We start from the raw sequence: 18457 nt of genomic DNA, 5'->3' as shown, positions 1-18457 counted from the left end.
TGCTTCTCCAAAATAAAGAGCTCCTAGGAACGGAACAGGCGGCTGTATTGGCGCTCGTGGGCCATGCACGCCAGTGACAGGCCGAACGCTGCGCTGCCGAAATGGTGGGGGTCGACGCGGCCCGCGTCCTGCTGGGCTTGTTGCAGCAGCGGCAGCAGTTCACTGGTCAGGCGCTGGGCGGCTTGTTGGCCCAAGGGCAGGGTTTTCATCAGCACCGCCAATTGGTTTTCCAACCAGCTCCACAGCCAGGCGGCGAGGGCGTCGTCGGGGTTGATGGTCCAGGCGCGTGCGGCCAGGGCCCAGCCCAGAGCCAGATGAGGTTCGCTGCGTTGCTCAAGAAAGGTGCGAGCCTGGCTGTCCAGTTCCGGCAAACCGTTGAGCAGTTGTTGCAGGGAGTAGCCCATCTGGCGGCTCTCTTGATACAGCTCGCGTGTCTCGCGGCTGGCTTGGTGCTCTTCGCACAGTTGCGAGAGTGTCGGCCAATCCTCGGCGGCAGCGGCGCGGCAATGGGCGAGCAGCAACGGTGCTTCGAAACGTGCCAGGTTCAGCAGCAACTGGTCGCTGATCCAACGGCGGGCGCTGGCCGCATCCTTCACGCGGCCGTTCTCCACGGCCATTTCCAGCCCTTGGGAATAGCTGTAGCCGCCAATCGGCAATTGCGGACTGGCCAGACGCAGCAACGCCCAGGCTGGGTTCATAAACGCACGCCGAACTGGTGCAGCTTGGGCGGATAGTTGAAGTCTTCATCGCCATGGCGCGAATGATGATGGCCGCCGCCATAGGCGCCGTGCTCCGGCTGGAATGGCGCTTCGAGGGTCTGCGTGGTGGCGCCCAGCTGTTCAAGCATGGCCTTGAGCACGTAGTCGTCGAGCAGGCGCAGCCAGCCATCCCCAACCTGTAACGCCACATGGCGGTTGCCGAGGTGATAGGCAGCACGTGTCAGTTCAAAGGCATTGGCGCACGTGACGTGCAGCAGTTGTTCAGGCCGTGCGCATACACGTACCACACGTCCGTCTTCAGCCTGTAGGCATTCGCCATCGTGCAACGGCGGCTGGCCGCGCTCCAGGAACAGGCCAACGTCTTCGCCGTCAGTACTGAAACAGCGCAGGCGGCTCTTGCTGCGCGCTTCGAAAGTGAGCAGCAACTCAGCGGCCCAGAGGGCTTGGGGGGCGATTCGGCGGTGGATCACCAGCATCAGGAAGCTTCCAGCTATGAGCGATGAAACAGCTAGAGCAAGTGGCTTGCCAATCACGGGTTGATGTAGGAAATCTCTGTCGGTACGCGGGGGAGTGCTACCGAATAGGGCGTTAGTGCTTGGCGGGAGTGTTTCAAATTGGTGCGTTGCCGCGTTTATAGCGCCAAAGAGGGGCGTTTTGGCGTCGAGGGCGATGCGGCGTGTATGAAGTTCCTTTCGTCCTTTTCGTTTCTGGGTGTTTTCGGATTAGTCCTACGAGAATTGAGGATTTGGAGTTCGTCGGCTTACGCGCAGGATCTTTAGGATTCGCCGCGTGCTAAACATTCACGACGGGTTCCATCATGTTTCGATCAATTTTGTGTTTATTCGTGTTCAGTCTTTATCTGGTTACGCCCTCATCTTCGGCCAATGTCCAAAAGCGTGCGGTGGCTCCGATCGCGGCCAGCACTCCCCTGCAAGCCCTACAGGCCTTGCCGTCCAAACCGTCCATCAACGATGTGATCGACCGCGCCCATGAGTTGCTGGGCACACCCTATAAGTGGGGAGGGAGCACGGTAGAGCAGGGGTTCGACTGCAGTAGCTTTCTGGTTTATCTGTTCAAGACCCAGGCCAATATCCGTATACCCCGCACCACGGCGGCAATGCACCGTTCAGATGCGATGACGATCAAGCGTCATGCGCTGAAACCTGGGGATGCCGTGTTTTTCAAAGGTAATGGGCGCGGTCAGGTCAGCCATGTCGGCCTCTATATAGGCGAGGGCAAATTCATTCACTCACCCCGAACCGGTAAGACGGTGCGTATCGATTCACTGAGCAATCGCTATTGGAGCAAAAACTATACCACCGCCAAGCGTTTTCATTCGGCCGGGTGACCGGTTTACTCGGTGCTGCCCAGGCCCTGCCAGTGCTTGAGGCCGATGAAGATAAAGCGCAGTTGCTGGGTGATTTTCGCCTGGGGCGTGAGGTGAGCCGGCAACGCATGAGCCGGCGGGTCGATGATATCGGGCAGGGTGGCAAACACGCTTTTGACGATAAGGTCCGCCATCACGTGCAGGCCATCGGGGTCCAGGTGCTGCAACTTGGGCATCTGCGTCAGGTCCGCCGCCAGGTCGCGGGTGATGTCTTCGCGCAGGGCGCTGATGGCTTGGCGCACGGCCAGGCAGCCACCGTATTGCTCGCGGGCCAGGAACAAGAATTGCGAACGGTTGGCTGAGACCACATCGAGAAAGATCCGCACCGAGGCGTCGATAATGCCGCCCATCACGAATTCGTTGTGGCGCACCAGGCGGATGGTAGCGCGAAAGGTCTGGCCGACCTCACTCACCAAGACAAGTCCAAGCTGGTCCATATCGGCAAAATGGCGATAGAAACCAGTGGGAACGATGCCGGCCGTCTTGGCTACTTCACGCAGGCTCAGGCTGCCAAACCCACGGCCACACTCCATCAGATGGCGGGCAGCGTCCATCAAGGCAAGGCGGGTCTGTTGCTTCTGTTCGGCGCGGGGCAGCATGGGCGGGGGGCTTTGTCGGCAAGTACAGCGACGCACTCTAGCAAAACAGCTCTGTTGGCGTCGAACTTGGCGGGGGCGCGTTGCGTGACAGGTTCTACAAAAAGTCAAAAAGCCCGGTCGGGTGATCGGGCTTTTTTCTGGGCTACCACAGGGTTAGCTCTGTGCTTGGTTTTGTTCTTTCAGGCGATCAGAACCGTCTTCGGCAACACCTTCGGTGTAAGCGCGCTTGCTGATTTGATCGGCACCGTCTTCAACCAGACCTTTCTCTTGCAGGCGATCGCGACCGTTTTCGGTCAGGCCTTCGGCGTGAGCGCGTTTGCTGATCTGATCCGAACCGTTTTCTGCAACAGCGCCTTTGGCGTAGTCACGGCTATCTTCTTCTTGCGAACCGCTGCGGGCTAGAGTTTGGCTGGCGTGCACGGCGTCGGCTTTGACTTGTGGGGTCACTTGTTCGGCGGCTGGCAGGGCAAAGGCGCTGGAAGCCATGATGGACAACAGGACGGTAGCGAGTACTTGGCGTTTCATGATGGTTGCTCCCTGGGAGGGCGATAAAGTGGGTACAGGGCTAATGCTACTCTCGATATGTCGATATAAAAGTTCATAAACACAATGGTAATAATCAACAGAATTGATTGTTCCTCGCAGAGGCTCTAGACCGGACCTCTCAAGCACGCGGTTTTGCACCGTGGTGGGTATTTTCGACACGAACCTGGGTAACAATGGTGCGCCGTTGATGATTGGATTTGTCTGATCGATCAGGAAAATGGCTTTTTGCGACTAAATTGACCACTGGGTTAAACCCCCGGACGGTTTGCCAGTCGTACTCTTATGAGCTGTAGTTCAGCTATTCGTGTTGAGGAGTCCTGTGCAATGACGCGCACTCGTAAAATCGTCGCTTGGAGCTGCGCCAGCTTCGTTCTGTTAATCGCCGTTGCAGTCCTGGTCCTGGTGTTTTTTGACTGGAATCGCATCAAACCGCCCCTCAATGCCAAAGTCTCCGAAGAACTGCATCGCCCGTTTGCCATCAACGGCAACCTCGCCGTGGTGTGGCAGCGAGAGCCCGATGAAGGCGGCTGGCGTGCCTGGGTACCGTGGCCTCATGTGATTGCCGAAGACTTGACCCTGGGTAACCCGGACTGGTCGAAAAAACCGCAGATGGTTTCGTTGAAGAAAGTCGAGCTGCGTATTTCGCCCCTGGCTCTGCTGGCACAGCGTGTGGTTATCCCGCGTATCGATCTCACCGAACCGAGTGCAGAGTTACAGCGCCTGGCTGATGGTCGCGCCAACTGGACCTTCACGTTCGACCCTAAAGACCCCAATGCCGAACCCTCCAACTGGGTGGTGGACATCGGTGCCATCGGCTTTGACAAAGGCCACGTGACGCTGGATGACCAGACCCTCAAGACCCAGCTCGACGTGATCATTGACCCCTTGGGCAAACCGATTCCCTTCGGTGAAATCGTCGGCGATGCCGATGCCAAGAAGGCTCTGGAGAAAGGCTCGGCGCCCCAGGACTATGCGTTCGCCCTCAAGGTCAAAGGCCAGTACCACGGCCAGAAGCTCGACGGCACCGGCAAGATCGGCGGCCTGCTGGCCCTGCAGGATGCGGCCAAGCCGTTCCCGCTACAGGCCCAAGTCAAGATCGCTGACACCAACATCGCCCTGGCTGGCACCCTGACCGACCCGCTCAACCTCGGCGCTCTTGACCTGCGCCTTAAGCTTTCCGGCAGCAGCCTGGGCAACCTGTATCCACTGACCGGCGTCACGCTGCCGGACTCGCCGGCCTACGCCACCGACGGCCACTTGATCGCCAAGCTGCACGATGCCAGCGGCGCGTCCTTCCGCTACGACAACTTCAACGGCAAGATCGGCAACAGCGACATTCACGGCAACCTCGCCTACGTCGCCAGCCAGCCACGGCCCAAGCTCAGCGGCGCGCTGGTGTCCAACCAGTTGCTGATGACTGACCTTGCACCCTTGATCGGCGCCGACTCCAACGCCAAGCAAAAGGCCCGTGGCGGCGAAAGCAAACAGCCGGCGACCAAAGTGCTGCCGGTGGAAGAGTTCCGCACCGAACGCTGGCGCGACATGGATGCCGATGTGGAATTCACCGGTAAACGTATCGTGCACAGTGCCGAATTACCCTTTACCGATCTTTATACCCATCTGGTGCTCAACGACGGCGAGCTGAGCCTGGAGCCACTGCGTTTCGGCGTCGCTGGTGGCAAGCTCGATGCGCAGATTCGCCTGAATGGCCGCATCACACCGATGGAAGGTCGCGCCAAATTGACCGCGCGCAATTTCAAGCTCAAGCAACTGTTCCCGAGCTTCGAGCCGATGAAAACCAGCTTCGGTGAACTCAACGGTGACGCCGATATTGCCGGGCGAGGTAACTCCGTGGCGGCGCTGCTGGGCAGTTCCAATGGTGACCTGAAGATGCTGATCAACGACGGCGCCATCAGCCGTGGCCTGATGGAAATCGCCGGGCTCAACGTGGGCAACTACGTGGTGGGCCGCTTGTTCGGCGATAAGGAAGTGAAGATCAACTGTGCCGCCGCGGACTTCGGCATCAAGACCGGCTTGGCGACTACGCGGCTGTTTGTGTTCGATACCGAGAACGCCATCATCTACATCGATGGCACCGCGAACATGGCGACTGAGCAGTTGGACCTGACCGTTACCCCGGAATCCAAAGGCTTCCGTCTCTTCTCCCTGCGCTCGCCGCTGTATGTGAACGGGCCGTTTATCAAGCCGAATGCCGGGGTCAAGGCCATCCCATTGGCCCTGCGTGGCGCGGGAATGGTGGCGCTGGGCGTGATCGCCGGTCCTGCTGCCGGCTTGCTTGCGTTGGTCGCCCCAAGTGGTGGCGAGCCCAATGAGTGCGCGCCGCTGCTGCAGCAGATGAAAGAAGGCAAGGCGCCGAAGACCGTTAAAGGCTAACCAAATGTGGGAGGGGCTTGCCCCCGATAACGGTATGTCAGTCAGTACCTCTGAGACTGAATCACCGCTATCGGGAGCAAGCCCCCTCCCACATGGGATTTACGCTATTTAAAGACTTTCGAGGATGTCGGCCATATCGTCCGCATGCTCTTCTTCCTGAGCGAGGATCTCCTCAAACAGGCGGCGAGTGGTCGGGTCTTTGTCGCCGATGTACTGGATGATCTCGCGGTAGCTGTCCACCGCGATGCGCTCGGCGACCAGGTCTTCGTAGACCATTTCCTTCAAGCTGTTACCGGCCACGTACTGCGCGTGGGAGTTCTTCGACAACAGATCGGGGTTGAACTCCGGCTCGCCGCCCAGCTGCACGATGCGCTCGGCCAGTTTGTCGGCATGTTCGGCTTCCTGGGTGGCGTGCTCCAGAAATTCCTCTGCAGCGACGGCTGCTTTAACGCCGCTGGCCATGAAGTAGTGGCGCTTGTAGCGCAGCACGCACACCAGTTCGGTGGCCAGCGACGCGTTGAGCAGGCGGATAATTTCTTCGCGGTCGGCGTCGTAGCCTTCGGTCACGGCACCGTTTTCGACGTTCTGGCGGGCGCGGCTGCGCAGGGTCGCAACGTCGGTCAAGTTTGCTTCAGTCATCTCAATCTCCTGGGGCTAATCCGGGTTACGCCACGCTCTGTCGGCGTGATCGCTCCAAGTTGTGAGTGCCGGGCAGCGCAAAAAGTTTTATCGGATTTACCTCGCGCGTCACGAGCCCGACTTGCAACTGGGCTAGGCTGCATTGCATCAAACGCGCTGCGAGGATATTCGCTTCATGTCACAGTCGTTGGCCACACGCTATCCCCTGGTATTGGTGCCCGGCATGCTCGGATTTGTGCGCATCGGGTTTTTTCCCTACTGGTATGGCATCGTCCCGGCTTTGCGGGCTGGTGGGGCTCAGGTATTCCCGATACAGGTGGCACCGCTGGACTCCAGCGAGGTGCGTGGCGAGCAACTGCTGGTGCAGATCGAGCGCATACGCCGCGAGACTGGGGCGGAAAAGGTCAACTTGATCGGCCATAGCCAAGGCTCACTGACTGCGCGCTATGCAGCAGCCCTGCGCCCGGATTGGGTGGCGTCGGTGACTTCGGTGGCCGGGCCGAACCACGGTTCTGAGCTGGCGGACCATATCCACCTCCATTACCCCATCGACGGCGCCAAGGGCCGGATCATGAGCGCACTGTTTCACCTGGTCGCCTGGGTGATGGGTGTGCTGGAAACCGGTTATCGCGGGCCGCGCTTTAAAGCGGATCTGCAGGCGTCTCACCATTCCCTCACCAGTGAAGGTGTGGCTTTGTTCAATCGCCGTTATCCCCAAGGCTTACCCGAGACATGGGGCGGGCAGGGTGCGGAGGTGGTCAACGGCGTGCGCTATTACTCGTGGTCCGGCACGTTGCAGCCGGGCATCACGGATCGGGGCCGTAATTTGTTTGATGGTACCCACCGCAGTTGCCGCTTGTTCGCCCGCAGCTTTGTGCGGGAAAAGGGCCAGTGTGATGGCATGGTCGGGCGCTACAGCTCACACCTGGGCACGGTGATTGGTGATGATTTTGCCCTGGACCATTTTGATATCGTCAATCAGTCCATGGGGCTGGTGGGCAAGGGCGCCGAGCCGATCCGATTGTTTGTGGAGCATGCCCGGCGCTTGAAAGCGGCGGGTGTTTAAGCCAGGCGGCGCACCGGTGTGGTCCAGCGCTCCGACAAGACTACCCCGCCCAAGGTCAGCAAACCGCCCACCAGGTGATACCACGCCAGCTCCTCCTTCAATACCACCGCCGCAATCAACGCGGTAATCAACGGCAGCAGGTTGAAAAACAGCGTGGTACGGCTTGGTCCCAAGGTCTTCACCGAGTGCATCCACGCCAACGGCGCGAGCATCGACGCCAGTAAACACGCGTACAGCACCAGTGGGATATTTGCCCAGCCCAGGCCGGTTTTGGCCGAGAACAGGAACAGCGGAAACAACACCACCACCGCCACCAGTATCTGCAAATACAGCAACACCAACGGCGGCAGGCGCAGCTGCCATTTTTTCAGCAAGGTGCTGTAGACCGCGTAGGCCAGGGTGGCGACCAGCATCATGGCGTCGCCCAGGTTGACCCCGTGTTGCAACAGCGCGCCCAGGCTGCCGGACGACACCACCACGACCACACCGGCAAACGACAGCACAGCCCCGGTGAGTGCGCCGAAGGTCAGGCGTTGGCCGAGGCTGATGATGGCTGCCGTCAGGGCCATCAACGGCATCAGCGACAGGATGATGCCCATGTTGGTGGCGGTGGTCAGGGAGGCGGCGTAATACGCCAGGCTTTGGTACACGGCCATGCCCAGCACGCCGAGGATGACGATCTTGCCCAGATTCGGGCGGATCTGCGCCCAGTGAGCGATCACCGGCTTGAGCATGAACGGCGTGAACAGTAGCGCCGCCAGCAGCCAGCGGTAAAAACCGATCTCCGACGGGAAAATCGAGCCCACGGCCAGTTTGTTGACCACGGTGTTGCCGGCCCAGATAAAAATGGCCAGCAGGGGATACGCGTACTGCATCGAAAGAAACCAAGTGTGTTGATGAAGCGGGATTATCCCCTGTCTGGATCGAAGCCTATACTGCGATCCAGACAACTCACCTTTGCATCCAGACAATATGGCCCGACACACCGTACGCCTCGCCGATTTCCGTAGCTTGCCCAGCCCGGTCTACTTCCGTTATTCCGACTTTGCCCCTGACACCGAGTGCACGCCGCACCAGCACTTCTGGGGCTCGCTGGATTACTCCGCCAGCGGTGTGATGCGCATGGAAGTGGCCGGTAACCGCTTTATGTCGCCGCCGCAGTACGCGGTCTGGATCCCACCCAATACTGAGCACAGCTCCTACAACGCCCAGGCGATTGTCTATCACTCGGTCGGCCTGGCCCCCGAGCTCTGCGAGCAACTGCCACAACAGCCTTGCACACTGGCGATCAGCGACATTCTCAAGGCGATCCTGCGCGACTTCGCCCGGCGTGACGTGAATATTCCGCATTCCGAAGCCGATATCCGCCTGGCCCAAGTATTGGTGGATCAACTGCGGCAGGCACCGATCCACGACGGTTTCCTGCCCTACGCCCGCCGCCCAGGGCTGCTTGGCGTCCTGGAAGGCATGCAGGCCGACCCCGGCGATAACCGCCCGCTGGCGCAATGGGCTGAACAGGTGCATGTGAGCGAACGCACCCTGGCGCGCCAGTTTGTGCGCGAGTTGGGCATGAGCTTCGGTGAATGGCGCCAGCGTCTGCGATACCTGGCGGCCATCGAAGCCCTCGACAGCGAACGCAGCGTGCAGCAGGTGGCGTTCGACCTCGGCTACAGCACCGCCTCGGCGTTTATCGCGATGTTCCAGCGCCATGCCGGCTGCACGCCGGAGCAGTACCGTCGGACGAATATTCGCTGTGGATGAAGATGTAACAGGCTTTGACTACACTGCGGATAGGCCATGCCCATCGGCGTGGTAACAGGGAGAAAACTCCATGAAGATGCTGCGTATTCCGTTATTGATGATGGGCTTGCTGCTGTGTTCCCAAGGCTTTGCCGCCACTGCCCAGCAAAACAAAATGACCACCTGCAATGCTGAGGCCACCACCAAGACGCTCAAGGGCGACGAGCGGAAGGCGTTCATGAAAACCTGCCTGTCGGCCCCGGCTGCCAATGACGCCAAGACACTGACGCCGCAGCAGCAGAAGATGAAGGATTGCAATGCGTCGGCGAAAACCAAAGCGCTGACCGGCGATGCGCGCAAGACGTTCATGAGCACCTGCCTCAAAGGTTGATCACGATTTCGTCGGTGCTGAAGATTAAATGTGGGAGGGGAGGTGCCCCTCTCACACTTGATCGCATTCACAACCTATCCACTCGCTTGATTCTCTGAAGGCTGGCAGACTGCCCATCCTTTAACGCCGTTCGTTTTTGAGGCTGTATGCCAACGTTTTCTCAGCGTCATGTGTTGTTGCTGGCCAGCTACATCATCATTTTCGGCGGACTGCTGCTGGTGCTGCCGCTGAAATTGCTGCCCAGCTTGCTGGCCGGTTTGTTGGTCTATGAACTGGTCAACATGCTCACCCCCCAACTGCAACGGCTGATCGAAGGCCGCCGCGCGCGCTGGCTGGCAGTGGCGTTGCTCGGGACCCTGATTGTCAGCGTGCTTGCGCTGATCTTCGCTGGCGCCATTAGCTTCCTGCTCCACGAAGCGGAAAATCCCGGGGCTTCCCTCGACAAATTCATGGGCGTGGTCGACCGCGCGCGGGGCCAACTTCCGCCATTCCTCGACGCCTACCTGCCGGCCAGCGCCGCCGAATTCCGTGTGGCCATCGGTGAGTGGCTGAGCAAACACCTGAGCGAGCTGCAACTGGTGGGCAAAGACGCCGCGCACATGTTCGTCACCCTGCTCATTGGCATGGTGCTCGGCGCGATCATCGCCCTGCAGCGCGTGCCTGACCTGACCAAGCGCAAGCCCCTGGCGGCGGCGCTGTTCGACCGCCTGCACCTGTTGGTCCAGGCCTTTCGCAACATCGTCTTCGCTCAGATAAAGATCGCCGCGCTCAACACCGCCTTCACCGCCATATTCCTCGCCGTGGTGCTGCCGCTGTGTGGCATTCACCTGCCGCTGACCAAAACCCTGATCGTGCTGACCTTCCTGCTCGGCCTGCTGCCGGTGATCGGCAACCTGATGTCCAACACCCTGATCACCATCGTCGCGCTGTCGCTGTCGATCTGGGTGGCAGTGGCGGCGTTGGGCTATTTAATCGTGATCCACAAGGTCGAGTACTTCCTCAATGCGCGCATTGTTGGCGGGCAGATCAGTGCCAAATCGTGGGAATTGCTGCTCGCGATGTTGGTGTTTGAAGCCGCATTCGGTCTGCCGGGCGTGGTGGCGGGGCCGATCTACTATGCGTATCTGAAGAGTGAGCTGAAACTCGGTGGGATGGTTTAAGGCGTGTTGTGCCTGGGTGGGCGCCATCGGGGGCAAGCCCCCTCCTGTTTACTGTGTTTACACATATAGATTTGTGAATACAGTCAGTGTGGGAGGGGGCTTGCCCCCGATGAAGTCACCACCGTATTTCAGGTGAAACTCAGCAGCCGTACCGCTTGCTCGCCTCAATCGCCAGACCGCTGCCGATGCTGCCAAAGATATTGCCTTCCACATGCCGCGCATTCGGCAGCATCGCCGAGATGCTGTGGCGCAGCGCCGGAATGCCGCTGGAACCACCGGTAAAGAACACCGTGTCCACTTGCGCCACGGTCACGGAAGCGTCGTTGAGCAGTTGCGTCACGCTGCCGCGCACACGCTCCAGCAGGGCGTCGATGGACGATTCGAACAGCGCCCGGCTCAAGTCGACGCTCAGGCCCGCTTCGATACGGTCCAGCGCCACATGGCGGCTGTCTGCGTGGGTCAGCTGGATCTTGGTTTCTTCCACTTCCATCGCCAGCCAGTGCCCGGCGCGCTGTTCGATCAACTTGAACAGGCGGTCGATGCCGCCGGTGTCTTCGATGTCATAGCGCATGCTGCCCAGGGCCAGCTGGGATTTTTGCGAGTACACCGAGTTGATGGTGTGCCAGGTCGCCAGGTTCATGTGGTGACTGGTGGGCATGTAGGCGCCACTTTTCATACGGCTGCCGTAGCCGAACAGCGGCATCATGCCTTGCAGGCTCAGTTGCTTATCGAAGTCGGTACCGCCGATATGCACGCCGCCGGTGGCGAGGATGTCGTCGTGGCGGTTGTCGTTGTGACGGCGGTCGGGCGACAGGCGCACCAGGGAGAAGTCGGACGTACCCCCGCCGATGTCGACGATCAGTACCAACTCTTCTTTCTCGATGGTGGACTCGTAGTCGAACGCGGCCGCAATTGGTTCGTACTGGAACGAGATGTCCTTGAAGCCGATCTTGCGCGCCACATCCACCAGAGTGTTTTCCGCTTCCTGGTCGGCCATCGGATCGTCATCGACAAAGAACACCGGGCGGCCCAGCACCACTTCTTCGAACTCGCGGCCGGCGTTGGCTTCGGCGCGGCTCTTGAGCTGGCCGATAAACAGTGCCAGCAGGTCGGTGAACGGCATTGCCGTGCCCAGCACGCTGGTGTCGTGCTTGATCAGCTTGGAACCCAGCAGGCTCTTGAGCGAGCGCATCAGGCGGCCTTCGTAGTTTTCCAGGTACTCGTGCAGCGCCAGGCGACCGTATACCGGACGGCGCTCCTCGAAGTTGAAGAACACCACCGACGGCAGGGTGATCTTGTCGTCCTCCAGCGCGATAAGCGTCTCCTCGCCGGGGCGGATCCAGCCGACGGTGGAGTTGGACGTGCCAAAGTCGATACCACAAGCACGGGCTGGGGATGGGTTTTTCATGTCTATCGGGTTCCGGTCGAAAAACGGCCGCGCAGTGTATGCCAGTCGAAGGCGGATGCGTAGGCCGACCATCCGTTAAATCGTGCTTGAAAGTGTGGGATTTGCCCCCACATCTGGTGCATACGGCAAGTGCCGATAAAACTCTGACGTACCCCCAGGCCACAAGACTCAACAGGTGCAAAGCAGCGCACGTTGTGCCCAGGGCTGTGCGATCTCGATGAAGGATGGTGAACCGCCGATGGATTTCAAAGACTACTACAAGATATTGGGTGTCGAGCCGAGCGCCGATGACAAGGAAATCAAGGCCGCCTATCGCAAACTCGCGCGTAAATATCACCCCGATGTGAGCAAGGAAAAAGACGCCGAAGCCAAGTTCAAGGACGCGTCCGAAGCCTATGAAGCGCTCAAGAGCGCCGACAAGCGCGCCGAATACGATGAACTGCGCAAATACGGCCAGCACGGCCAGCCGTTCCAGGGGCCACCGGGCTGGCAGAGCCGTGGCGGCTTTGGCGGCGGCGGGCAGGGCGAGGACTTTTCGGACTTCTTCAGTTCGATCTTTGGTAATCGTGGCGATGCTTTCGGCGGCGGCCAGCGCCGTCCGGCCGGGCGCAAAGGCCAGGATGTCGAGATGCAACTGACGGTGTCGCTTGAAGAAACGCTGTCCACCGAGTCCAAGCAGATCAGCTTCCAGGTGCCGCAATACGACGCCTCGGGTCGGCATGTGAGCAATACCACCAAGAGCCTGAACGTGAAGATCCCCGCCGGTGTGACCGACGGCGAGCGCATCCGCCTCAAGGCGCAGGGCGCGCCGGGCATCGGCGGTGGGGCCAACGGCGATCTGTACCTGATCATCAAGTTTGCGCCCCACAGCAAGTTTGAAGTGGATGGCGAAAACCTGATCATCAACCTGCCGCTGGCGCCGTGGGAACTGGCGCTGGGCACTGAAGTGGCCGTACCGACGCTGACCGGCAAGATCAACCTCAAGGTGCCGGCGGGCAGCCAGAACGGCCAGCGCATGCGTGCCAAGGGCCACGGTTTGCTGAACAAGGCGGGCCAGCGCGGTTACCTGTTCGTGCAGCTCAAGGCTGTGATGCCCAAAGCTGCCGACGACGAGGTCAAGGCCTTGTGGCAGGCGCTGGCGGAGAAAGCCGCGTTCAACCCGCGCGAACAGTTCTGAACTGACGCAAAAGCGCCAAACGGCACAACTATATGTGCCTTTTGGCGCAAGGGCGTTCGATAGGCTGAGGGCTTAATTCCTGGCCACGGATGAGCCCAAATGCCAAACATACCTTCGCCCGCTTCTTCCTCGCCCGGCTATAGCGGAGTGCATTACGACTTCCTGAAAAGCCGCGTCCCTTCCTGGTTTCTACGGGCGCCCAAGCAGCGCCAGCAAGAGTTGGCCGACCACTCGCTGCAACTGCCGGATTGGTACCTGAAAGCCGACTCGGCAGGTCGAGCCAGCCTCGCGGTCGCTCACACCCGCTTCCGCGCCGCTCAGCGCGACCTCGAAGACAACCTTGCCCGCATTGACGACGTGCTCGATTTCGCCGAACCGCTGCTTAAAGCGCAGATTCAGCAACGTTTCAACCTGGACCTGGATGTCAGGCAGGTGTACTTCGCCCGCAAGTACACCCCCGGAAAAGAGCAAGCTGCCTTTGGTGGATTTTTTACCGTCGATCAAACCAGCAGTCCGGATGCCAATTACCGTTATCGCGGCGTAACGCTGCTTGAAGCCGCCCTGGCCAACTTCGAGCCTTCTGAAGAACAACCCTTGAGTTGCCGCGATTGCTCGATCATCACTCGATTCAGCGCGTTCGAAGGGGAGGTGATCCCGGGGTTCGACGTTCTGCAGGATCAGGCCGTGGCCATCCTGCCCCACGAGTTTGCCCAGCTGTGTCGCTCGTTGAACGTGGGTAAGTTGTATCAGGAGCATCTCAAGGCGGTGCTTGAGCCGCAGGATCAAACCCAGCGCACCGCATTGGAGAACCAATTGCATGCGCACCAACGCCAGCAATTTACCCTGAGTCTCGATATTGCCAGCCGGCAACAACGGTTGGCTGACGCCAACGGGAGAGCGGGTGTGAGTGCCAGCGCACGGCGGATGCTCGATCAGGTGCTCAGCGGCTCGCGCAACGCTTACCTCGATGGCAGCCCGGTCACGTTTGCGGCGTTGAAAATCTTCGGCATTGTGCTCGTCGGGCCATTGCTGATCGGGCCAGAGCGCCTGAGCAGTGTCGATGCCGAGCGGGTGGTGGTGTATATCCCCAACGATCCGCAGCAGCCGATGCGCGAATATGCCTCCGGCGACGCGTTCATGGCCGATTTGAGAGCGCGCCTGCACAGCATCGCCTACCGCCGTTTCTTCAGCCAGTTCATCCCTGTGCAGCATCAAGGTGAGTTCTTTCAGCAACTCAACAAGCTCTATCAGCCAAAGGAAAGCGACGACACGCAGACGGATTTCGTACTGCAAGCCGAGCCCGCCAGATTGCCGATCGAAGCGTTCGAGATCACCGGCGACGTGTGGATCGAACAGCGTCAGGCCCATATGCGCAAGCTGCTCGGCGATGCCAGGGCGGTGGCCGTGCCCACCGGCGACGAGGACGCGCAGGCGCGGGCCAAGCGCATGGCAGGTTTCCTGGACGCGGTGCTCAATGTATTCAACCTGGCGGCGTTTGTGGTGCCGGGGCTTGGACCGATCATGCTGGCGGTGGGCGCTGGGCAGATGATGACTGACGTGTTCCATGGCATCGAGGCGTATGAACAGGGTGAAATCAAAGAGATGTGGCGCTGCTTTTCCTCGGTAGCGCTCAATGCCGCATTTTTTGCCGCGGGCGCTGCGGTATTGCCGCATGTTCAATGGTCGGGCCAGGTCGAAAGCCTGAGAAACGTACGCCTGCCCACAGGCGGGAAGACCCTTTGGCGTCCACGACTCGACGGTTATGAACTACCGGATTACGAGCCGCAGGGGCAAGCAGACGAGCACGGCGTGTATCGCCAGAATGGACAACCGGTGCTCGCTATTGAGGGCAAGCATTACCGTATTGTCGAGGACGCCACCACCGGGCATTACCGTATCCAGCACCCGACGCGAGCAGAGGCCTACCAGCCGTTGCTGCGCCACAACAACCAGGGCAGGTGGCTGCATGAGGCCGATTGGCCCCAGGAGTGGACAGGGGCGACGCTGATGCGGCGTATCGGCCCTGCGATGGAGGGCTTCAGCGACGAGGAGCTTGAGCAGATCCGTCAGGTCAGCGATGTCCACGAGGACCAGTTGCGTAGAGTGCACGCGCAAAGTGAGCCGGTACCGGCGGTGTTGCTGGACACCGCGCAGCAATTTCGCGCCTACGGGCAGGCGAAGGAACTCAACCGGCAGATCACGGCTGGACGTCTCTCTGCCGAGTTGACCGGTTATGCCGCCAGCCTGGTCACAGAGCTTGCCCATTGGCCGGCCAGCACGGGTATTGACGTGTTGGGAGAGGACGGGCTCGACACTTCGGCGGTGCGCTATGGCAACCGGCTGGCGACGGGGCGGGACCTGATCCGGATCAGCCGTGCCGAGCTGATGCAGGGCCAGCTGTCCAGGCGCATTGTCGAGCACCTCAGCCACGAACAGTTAACGCCACTGTTGGGTGAGCGTACAGGGCTCGACACCCCGTCGCGTGCGGCGGAATTGACTCGCCGCCTGGCGGAGTATGCGGCCACCCAGCACACCCGGCTGTTCAAAAGCCTGTACAGCGAGCGCCTTGCGCCTAAAAGCCCCGCCGTGCAGGTTTTGCAGCGCGACTTCAAGCGCTTGCCGAGCCTGATCGCCCAGGAACTGCTGGACTCGGCTTCCCCCAAAGAGCTGGAATTCATCACTGCCAAGGGTCGACTCCCCTTACGGCTGGCCGAAGAGGCGCGCAAGCTGCAGGCGCAGATGCGTCTGTTGCACGCTTATGAAGGGTTGTATCTGGAGCGGTTGGACAACCCGGATACCGAAACCCTGGTGCTGCACTCCCTGGAAAACCTGCCCGGCTGGCACGACAACATCCGGCTTGAAGTGCGCGAGGGCTCGTTCGATGGCAGCTTGCGCGCGGTGTTTGGCCCCGAGGACGCAGGCCAGCGCAAAGTGCTGGCGCGTGTGGCTGATGGGCTTTATCAACCCTTCGATGAAGAGGGCAATGAACTACACGGTACCGACAGCTTGTATAGAGCGTTGCAGCACGCCTTGCCCGATGCCCATCGCAACGCGATTAGCCTGCCCCATGTCGGCCAAGGTGATCAGTTGCATGCGTTGGTCATTCAGCGGGCGCTGCCACGGGATGCCTTAAGCAACGCCTTGCGCATGGCGCCGCGGAACAAGCCGTTCTTCAGGTTCCCGCAGCGCGCACCGAGCGGCCAGCCGGGCTATCCGTTGAGCGGACGCGGGGTGGGCGGAGTTGAGGGCACTTTCCGTCGTCGGCTGCGAACGCTTTACCCCAGTTTGACGGAGGAGCAGGTTGAGGCCTTTCTGCAGGACCGCAGCCTCACCGACGACGCCTGGCTGCGTGCGTTGGAGCGTGATTTCGCAGACCTTGAAGAGACGTTTTACAACTGGCTTTTGAAGGGGCCGAGAACGCCGTCGATTTTGCGCGCACGGTATCGGATTGTGGATGCCATCATGAACGCCTGGAGAATGACGGGCGAGCCGGACATAGATCCCCTCGGTAACGTGCGAGGGCAGCGGATCAATCTGCGAGGCGGCGCTCGCGACCAGCAGCGGATGCTCGGGGCGCAGCTGGCAACCCTGCCAGAGCTGCCAGGCAACTTCGATCATGTCACCAACCTGCAGGTGACCCGGTGCGACCTGACCAACCAGGGCGCGCGTTTTCTGTCGGCGTTCCGCAGGGTGCGGCTGTTGGACCTGAGCGAAAATCGCTTGACTGTCCTGCCGCCCGCCCTTGCGAACATGCCGTTCATGGAGGGGCTGGACTTGGCCGATAACGCCTTGGTTCTGACGGCAGAGACCGCGCAGCACATCAACAATATGACCCGACTGATTTCGCTGACGCTGGCCGGTAACCCCATCGGTGGGTGGTTGAACCTCAAGCGCCTGCGTTTTCTGCAATGGCTGGAACTGGCGGGCTGCGGTTTGAAGGCACTGCCGGCGGGCCTTTTCGCCCACCCCAGGCCGCGAGGTTTTGTTCTGGACCTGACGGGTAATCCGATCACTGAAATGCCTGATGTGGCGCCGGGCTCGGACAGGGCAGAGACCATCGCCAGAATCGTGGTGACCCGTGAGTTGTTGGCGCCTGAGGCACTCGATCGGCTCAAGCTCTATATAGAGTCCATCGGGATGGATGCCGGGCGACGTTTTCCCCCCAGGGGCGTGCAGGACAGCGCCCATTGGATGGCTGGCCTGACGCAACAGGAGTGGGTGGTGAAAGCCCGCTACTGGGACGCGGTCGAGGAGCTCGAAGGCAGCGAGCCGTTTTTCAATGAACGGCGCAAACTGAACGAATCTTCCGATGCGGGAACGCCTGAATACAGGAACGATTTGACAGCCAAGGTGTGGCGCATGATCGAGGCCATGCATGAAGACAGTGTGCTGTGTGACACCTTGTTCAAAATGGCCGCTGCACCCACCACGTGTGTCGACGCCGGGGCCCAGTTGTTCAATGCTATGGGCGGGGAGGTGCTGGTGTCCCAAGCCAACGCAATTCCCAATGTCGAGCTGAAAAAGATCGAACTGCTGGACCTGGCCAGGGGGCGCGCAAGGCTCCATGAGTTGGGCCGGATCGCTCAAGCGAGAGTCAACGAACTGCTCGCGCAGGGTCGCAATTTTCCTCAATATGACGCGCAGGGTGAGTTGGTGCGGCAGTTCGACGCCCAGGGAAATGCGCTGCGCAGCATCGACGAAGTCGAGATATACCTGGCCTATGCCACACGGCTGGCCGGGCGTCTGGATTTACCCTGGCAGTCCAAGAGCATGATGTTCAACGAGCCGGATGTCACAAGCGCGATGGTGGACGAGGCTTACCTGCGTGTGCGGGCGCTGGAGGAAGGCGACCAGCTACGCAACCAGATCGTGGAGGAATCCTTTTGGGCCAACTTCGTCGAGTCGTTGAATCCCGAACCCTTCAAGGTGCTGCAGGTCAGGGGCGATGACTTGATCAGTTTGCAGGTCGCTCAACAGGAATGGGCGAATGACGGCGATCTTTCGCCGCAGCAAAAGCAAGCGCTGCGCGAGACGATCGATACCACGGTGCTGGCGCTGGGCAAATCGTCGGTGAACTCCGTGCCGGGGCACGTGATGAGTGACGAGGAGTATTTCTCCGACATCAGCGCCGTGCAAAAGGAGCGCTTGCAACTGCTCTACACCATGACCGATCAAATCATGGGCCGCAGCCCGCAACCCGCTCAGGGCAGCGAAGCTTGAGCCCATGAGCG

At 60.2% G+C, this 18457-nt stretch carries 15 protein-coding genes; 8 read left to right on the top strand and 7 right to left on the bottom strand.

Annotated elements, in window-relative coordinates; all coding sequences use genetic code 11:
• Positions 1–23 precede the first annotated feature (23 nt).
• On the bottom strand, positions 24–698 hold the full coding sequence (locus AB4N82_RS07070; protein ID WP_099602069.1) for an urease accessory protein UreF: 675 nt from the start codon (positions 696–698) through the stop codon (positions 24–26).
• Complete coding sequence (gene ureE, locus AB4N82_RS07065) at positions 695–1195, bottom strand: urease accessory protein UreE (RefSeq protein ID WP_032890547.1); 501 nt, start codon at positions 1193–1195, stop codon at positions 695–697. The genes AB4N82_RS07070 and ureE overlap by 4 nt, the downstream gene beginning before the upstream one ends.
• A 341-nt stretch (positions 1196–1536) precedes the next feature.
• Between ureE and AB4N82_RS07060 the strand changes: the two genes are divergently transcribed.
• Positions 1537–2067 carry a C40 family peptidase gene (locus AB4N82_RS07060; protein ID WP_032890549.1) on the top strand — a complete coding sequence of 177 codons (531 nt, stop codon included), beginning with the start codon at positions 1537–1539 and terminating at the stop codon, positions 2065–2067.
• A gap of 5 nt (positions 2068–2072) precedes the next feature.
• Here the strand turns inward: AB4N82_RS07060 and AB4N82_RS07055 are convergent, their stop codons facing one another.
• Complete coding sequence (locus tag AB4N82_RS07055) at positions 2073–2705, bottom strand: TetR family transcriptional regulator (RefSeq protein WP_032890551.1); 633 nt, start codon at positions 2703–2705, stop codon at positions 2073–2075.
• Between the two features lie 153 nt (positions 2706–2858).
• A complete protein-coding gene (locus AB4N82_RS07050) occupies positions 2859–3230 on the bottom strand; it encodes a hypothetical protein (RefSeq protein ID WP_032890553.1) in 372 nt (123 codons plus the stop codon).
• 345 nt (positions 3231–3575) lie between these two features.
• Here AB4N82_RS07050 and AB4N82_RS07045 point away from each other — a divergent pair, with 345 nt between their 5' ends.
• Positions 3576–5645, top strand: coding sequence for an AsmA family protein (locus AB4N82_RS07045; protein ID WP_032890555.1), 2070 nt, complete (start codon positions 3576–3578; stop codon positions 5643–5645).
• A gap of 108 nt (positions 5646–5753) precedes the next feature.
• On the opposite strand, the gene AB4N82_RS07040 is transcribed toward AB4N82_RS07045, so the two are convergent.
• Positions 5754–6284, bottom strand: a complete 531-nt coding sequence (locus AB4N82_RS07040) for a ferritin-like domain-containing protein (protein ID WP_032890557.1) — start codon at positions 6282–6284, stop codon at positions 5754–5756.
• A 175-nt stretch (positions 6285–6459) separates the two neighbouring features.
• Between AB4N82_RS07040 and AB4N82_RS07035 the strand changes: the two genes are divergently transcribed.
• Complete coding sequence (locus AB4N82_RS07035; RefSeq protein ID WP_122764184.1) at positions 6460–7350, top strand: esterase/lipase family protein; 891 nt, start codon at positions 6460–6462, stop codon at positions 7348–7350.
• Here AB4N82_RS07035 and AB4N82_RS07030 read toward each other — a convergent pair.
• Positions 7347–8225: a DMT family transporter gene (locus AB4N82_RS07030; RefSeq protein WP_122764183.1), complete on the bottom strand. Its 879-nt coding sequence runs from the start codon at positions 8223–8225 to the stop codon at positions 7347–7349. The two genes, AB4N82_RS07035 and AB4N82_RS07030, sit on opposite strands and share 4 nt — an antisense overlap.
• Before the next feature lie 97 nt (positions 8226–8322).
• On the opposite strand from AB4N82_RS07030, the gene AB4N82_RS07025 reads away from it, so the two are divergent.
• The 3 genes from AB4N82_RS07025 (at position 8323) to AB4N82_RS07015 (ending at position 10641) form a co-directional block, all read left to right on the top strand.
• Complete coding sequence (locus tag AB4N82_RS07025; protein ID WP_032890562.1) at positions 8323–9111, top strand: AraC family transcriptional regulator; 789 nt, start codon at positions 8323–8325, stop codon at positions 9109–9111.
• A 70-nt stretch (positions 9112–9181) separates the two neighbouring features.
• Positions 9182–9481 (top strand): PsiF family protein, encoded by a 300-nt coding sequence (locus AB4N82_RS07020; RefSeq protein WP_017849707.1) that lies wholly within the window; start codon positions 9182–9184, stop codon positions 9479–9481.
• 146 nt (positions 9482–9627) lie between these two features.
• A complete protein-coding gene (locus AB4N82_RS07015; protein WP_032890564.1) occupies positions 9628–10641 on the top strand; it encodes an AI-2E family transporter in 1014 nt (337 codons plus the stop codon).
• Between the two features lie 139 nt (positions 10642–10780).
• On the opposite strand, the gene AB4N82_RS07010 is transcribed toward AB4N82_RS07015, so the two are convergent.
• Positions 10781–12049, bottom strand: a complete 1269-nt coding sequence (locus AB4N82_RS07010) for an Hsp70 family protein (RefSeq protein WP_095186047.1) — start codon at positions 12047–12049, stop codon at positions 10781–10783.
• A gap of 238 nt (positions 12050–12287) precedes the next feature.
• Here AB4N82_RS07010 and AB4N82_RS07005 point away from each other — a divergent pair, with 238 nt between their 5' ends.
• Together AB4N82_RS07005 and AB4N82_RS07000 are read left to right on the top strand one after the other, a co-directional pair.
• A complete protein-coding gene (locus tag AB4N82_RS07005) occupies positions 12288–13226 on the top strand; it encodes a DnaJ C-terminal domain-containing protein (RefSeq protein WP_032890568.1) in 939 nt (312 codons plus the stop codon).
• Positions 13227–13325: 99 nt separating this feature from the next.
• Complete coding sequence (locus AB4N82_RS07000) at positions 13326–18446, top strand: dermonecrotic toxin domain-containing protein (RefSeq protein ID WP_460104744.1); 5121 nt, start codon at positions 13326–13328, stop codon at positions 18444–18446.
• The last annotated feature ends 11 nt before the right edge of the window (positions 18447–18457 follow it).

The organism is Pseudomonas sp. H1_D04 (genome assembly GCF_054683855.1).
This window is presented reverse-complemented; position numbering and strand designations above follow the sequence as displayed.

Bases quoted from the DNA above. Each gene is read 5' to 3' on its own strand.
- AB4N82_RS07045 (WP_032890555.1), top strand. From the start codon at position 3,576: ATGACGCGCACTCGTAAAATCGTCGCTTGGAGCTGCGCCAGCTTCGTT.
- AB4N82_RS07020 (WP_017849707.1), top strand. From the start codon at position 9,182: ATGAAGATGCTGCGTATTCCGTTATTGATGATGGGCTTGCTGCTGTGT.
- ureE (WP_032890547.1), bottom strand. From the start codon at position 1,195: ATGCTGGTGATCCACCGCCGAATCGCCCCCCAAGCCCTCTGGGCCGCT.
- AB4N82_RS07055 (WP_032890551.1), bottom strand. From the start codon at position 2,705: ATGCTGCCCCGCGCCGAACAGAAGCAACAGACCCGCCTTGCCTTGATG.
- AB4N82_RS07025 (WP_032890562.1), top strand. From the start codon at position 8,323: ATGGCCCGACACACCGTACGCCTCGCCGATTTCCGTAGCTTGCCCAGC.
- AB4N82_RS07005 (WP_032890568.1), top strand. From the start codon at position 12,288: ATGGATTTCAAAGACTACTACAAGATATTGGGTGTCGAGCCGAGCGCC.
- AB4N82_RS07060 (WP_032890549.1), top strand. From the start codon at position 1,537: ATGTTTCGATCAATTTTGTGTTTATTCGTGTTCAGTCTTTATCTGGTT.
- AB4N82_RS07035 (WP_122764184.1), top strand. From the start codon at position 6,460: ATGTCACAGTCGTTGGCCACACGCTATCCCCTGGTATTGGTGCCCGGC.
- AB4N82_RS07000 (WP_460104744.1), top strand. From the start codon at position 13,326: ATGCCAAACATACCTTCGCCCGCTTCTTCCTCGCCCGGCTATAGCGGA.
- AB4N82_RS07050 (WP_032890553.1), bottom strand. From the start codon at position 3,230: ATGAAACGCCAAGTACTCGCTACCGTCCTGTTGTCCATCATGGCTTCC.
- AB4N82_RS07030 (WP_122764183.1), bottom strand. From the start codon at position 8,225: ATGCAGTACGCGTATCCCCTGCTGGCCATTTTTATCTGGGCCGGCAAC.
- AB4N82_RS07070 (WP_099602069.1), bottom strand. From the start codon at position 698: ATGAACCCAGCCTGGGCGTTGCTGCGTCTGGCCAGTCCGCAATTGCCG.
- AB4N82_RS07040 (WP_032890557.1), bottom strand. From the start codon at position 6,284: ATGACTGAAGCAAACTTGACCGACGTTGCGACCCTGCGCAGCCGCGCC.
- AB4N82_RS07010 (WP_095186047.1), bottom strand. From the start codon at position 12,049: ATGAAAAACCCATCCCCAGCCCGTGCTTGTGGTATCGACTTTGGCACG.
- AB4N82_RS07015 (WP_032890564.1), top strand. From the start codon at position 9,628: ATGCCAACGTTTTCTCAGCGTCATGTGTTGTTGCTGGCCAGCTACATC.